Source organism: Candidatus Alcyoniella australis, assembly GCA_030765605.1.
Taxonomy (GTDB): Bacteria; Lernaellota; Lernaellaia; order JAVCCG01; family Alcyoniellaceae; genus Alcyoniella; species Alcyoniella australis.
Genome location: JAVCCG010000077.1, coordinates 1 through 3,278, shown reverse-complemented (window position 1 = coordinate 3,278; position 3,278 = coordinate 1). Strand labels below are relative to the sequence as shown.

Sequence of the window (3,278 nt, the reverse complement as noted above, 5' to 3'; positions counted from 1 at the left end):
AGTGCTCGCCGCTGGGCGATGACGACGATGACGACGACCTGGACGACGACGACCTGGACGACGACGACCTGGACGACGACGATCTGGATGATGACGATCTGGACGACGATGACATGGGCGACGACGACGATGACGACGACATGTCGTTCTGCGGCTTTGTCTGAGAGCACCTAACCAGCAGATAAACCACGGGCCGCCCATTGTTCGGGCGGCCTGTTTTCTATCAGTCGCAGCCCAAGGCGATCAGTAGTAGAAGCCGCGCGAGGTGGGCAGGGCGTCGGTTGTCAGGTTGAGCTTGAGCTTGCGCAGGCCGTTCTCGTCTCCCGAGCCGATCACGTGAGTGGAGTGCATCTCGCAGTCGGCCAGCTTGGGCAGCATGTTCATGCACGCCTGGCTGGTGGGGTTGGTCGACGCGGAGATCGAGAGGGCCACCAGCACCTCCTCGACGTTGAGGCTGGCGGCCTTACCCTTGAGGATCTCGCGCTTGAGTATGGCTATGTTGGTAATCAGACTTTCGGGCAGCAGATCGATCTGTTTCGGGATGCCGGCCATGAGCTTGATCGCGTTGAGCAGCACCGCTGACTCGGCGTGGAGCAAAGGCGTGTTCATGCCGATCAGCAGCGTGCCGTCGCGCAGCTCGATCGCCGCGCCGCAGTACACGCCGTGGCTGCCCTTGCCCGCTTTATCGGCATTGGCCGCAGCCTGGCGCGCCGCGGGCACGGTAGGCCGATCCGTTGTTTTAACGCGCACCTTCTGCATCATCTTCTCCACGGCAACCACGGTGTCCTGAGACTCCAGCCCACGCTTGTTTTCCCACGCATAGCGGAAGTAGCGGCGGACGATCTCCTGTCGCGCCGCCTCGCGCACCGCCTCGTCGTCGACGATCCCCTCGCGGGCCATGTTCACTCCCATGTCCGTGGGTGAGAGATAGCCCGCCAGGGTCGAGTGCTCATCGCCGATGCGGCTGATGATCTCGCGCATGATGCTGAAGTTCTCCACGTCGCGGTTGTAGTTCACCGCGATCTCCCCGCGCGCCTCGAGGTGGAACGGATCGACCATGTTGAAGTCCTTGATGTCGGCAGTGGCCGCCTCGTAGGCCTGGTTTACTGGATGGTCCAGCGGCAGGTTCCAGATCGGGAAGGTCTCGAACTTGGCGTAACCGGCGCGCTGGCCGCGCAGGTGGTGGTGATAAACCTGCGACAGGCATGTCGACATCTTTCCCGAGCCCGGCCCGGCGCCGGTGACGATTACCAGCGGCTTTTGGGTCTCTACGAACGGGTTTCGGCCGTAGCCCTCGTCGCTGACGATCTGCTCCACGTTCGCGGGGTAGCCCAGAATCTCGGGCTGGGTGTAGACCGGGATGCCGCGCGATTTGAGGAACTCGATGAAGCGCGCGGCTCCGGCCTCGCCGTGATAGCGGTTGACGATCACCGCTGAGACACGGAAGCCGTAGTCCTCGAGGTCGTCGAAGGTGCGCAACGAGGCGATGTCGTAGGGCAGGCCGAAGTCGCCGCGCAGCCGCCCCTTGTCGATATCACCGGCGCGGATGCAGTAGACGATCTCGACCATGTCCTTAAGCCGCGTCAGCAGCTTGACCTTGACGTCCTGATCGTAGCCGGGCAGCACACGCGCGGCGTGCCCGTCCTGCATCAGCTTGCCGCCGAACTCCAGGTAGAGTTTGCCCGAAAACTGTTCGACCCTTTTTAGTATTGCCTCTGCCTGGGCGTTAAGATATCGCTCGTTGTCAAATCCGATTCGCATTACCCCCCCTGGTCTGAATTATATAGCTTGCTGCGGCAATCCTGAGAAGCATAGTCAAATCCATCGTGGAATCAATGACCGGGCTCAATCGCCGGTAAACTGCGGCAGATAATCGCGGTGGATAAGAAGCTCGATCCTCTTGCCGTCGCTAAGGGCGGGTCGTGCGCAGATGTAATGCTCGCCAAGATAATTAAAAACGATTTCCGCTGACTCGCGGGTCGGCATCTGCGCCGTGCGATCGAGCAGCACCAGCTGATATCGGCCGGAGGTGATCTCCGTTCCGACGTCGATCATGAATTCCTCGTGCCGATAGCCCAAATGGCTGCTTACGCTCCTGCTGGCCATCAGGCTCGCGTCCTGCGGAAGGTTCTGCTCAAGCCACCGCAGATACTCTCGATCGCTTTGGTCGAAATCCTGCCATTTACACATGTCCGGCTTGTGCGCCGGGGAGAAGGCTCCCCACTGTGCAGCCCAAGTCGTGCCCAAGAGGTTGAGCGCCAGCAGCAGCCCCAGCACGGCCAGCCGCTGTTTTTCGCCGACCCTCTGGGACAGGCAGATGACCAGGCCCAGAAACAGCGCAGCCACGATCAGGGTGGAATATTGACTGTGAATGTTGTGCTGCAATCCATTACTCGAGATCAGGTTGACAAACAGCGCGGGAAGGCCGATCAGCATCGCGCGCCCTGCTCCGAGGGGCAACAACAGCAGGGGAAGGAACAACAGGTTTACGTAGACCGCCTTGACCCCGATGGTGTCCCGACAGATGCGCCCTACCATTCCAACCGGATCGGTGAGCAGCGTGCCCAACGCCTGGACCAACGAGCCGCCGAACGAATCCGGAAAGCGCGAGAAACGAATGTCGTCAACCACCCCGGAATCGGTGATGAACGTCGGCATAATCACGCCGCTGACCACGATGAACCAAGCGATGGAAATCAGTACCGCCGCCAGACCGATCCTGCGCCGGTCGCGGATCGTGGCCATTCCCAATCCGCCCATGGCCGCGGCCAACGCCACGTCCTCCCTGACGATCAACGCCAAGGCAAAGGGGACCAGTGCCAGGCGCCAACTCCCCTTTTCCGCCAACCACCAGGCGAGAACGACCAGGGGCAGAGCGGCCGTGAGCACGTGAAACCCGGACAACGCCAGGCCGATGGTCGCCGGGTTGGCCAGGAACACGGCCAACACCAGCAATGGAGCGGCCTGGTTGCGAAACTTGTAGCGGGCGTAGCCCCAGAGGCAGGCGCCGCCAAGGGCAACGATCGCGATGTTGATTAAAAGCAGCGTTGTCGGCCGCGGGAAAATGCGGAAGATCAACGCCGCAACATAGAGCAATGGGCTGAAATGGACGGCGAAATGGCTGCCCCCCTCATAGTGGGTGACCGGCCCGTTGTGGGCTTGCCCGGGTTTTGTGGACACCTGACTTATGCGGGATAATTCCGCTGGGAGGATCAGATGTCCAAGAAGCAGAGGCGTATTTTCACCAAGGAGCAGAAGTCTGATGCAGTTCGGTTGGT

General features: G+C 61.0%; 2 protein-coding genes. Both read right to left on the bottom strand.

Going from position 1 to position 3,278, the window contains the following annotated elements:
- Positions 1 to 243: 243 nt before the first annotated feature.
- Positions 244 to 1,761, bottom strand: a complete 1,518-nt coding sequence (locus P9M14_08525) for a DUF1846 family protein (protein ID MDP8255780.1) — start codon at positions 1,759 to 1,761, stop codon at positions 244 to 246.
- Positions 1,762 to 1,845: 84 nt separating this feature from the next.
- The gene (locus P9M14_08520) at positions 1,846 to 3,180 is read right to left on the bottom strand and encodes a DUF2079 domain-containing protein (GenBank protein ID MDP8255779.1); all 1,335 of its coding nucleotides are present in this window, start codon (positions 3,178 to 3,180) and stop codon (positions 1,846 to 1,848) included.
- Positions 3,181 to 3,278: the final 98 nt, after the last annotated feature.

Bases quoted from the DNA above. Each gene is read 5' to 3' on its own strand.
- P9M14_08525 (MDP8255780.1), bottom strand. From the start codon at position 1,761: ATGCGAATCGGATTTGACAACGAGCGATATCTTAACGCCCAGGCAGAG.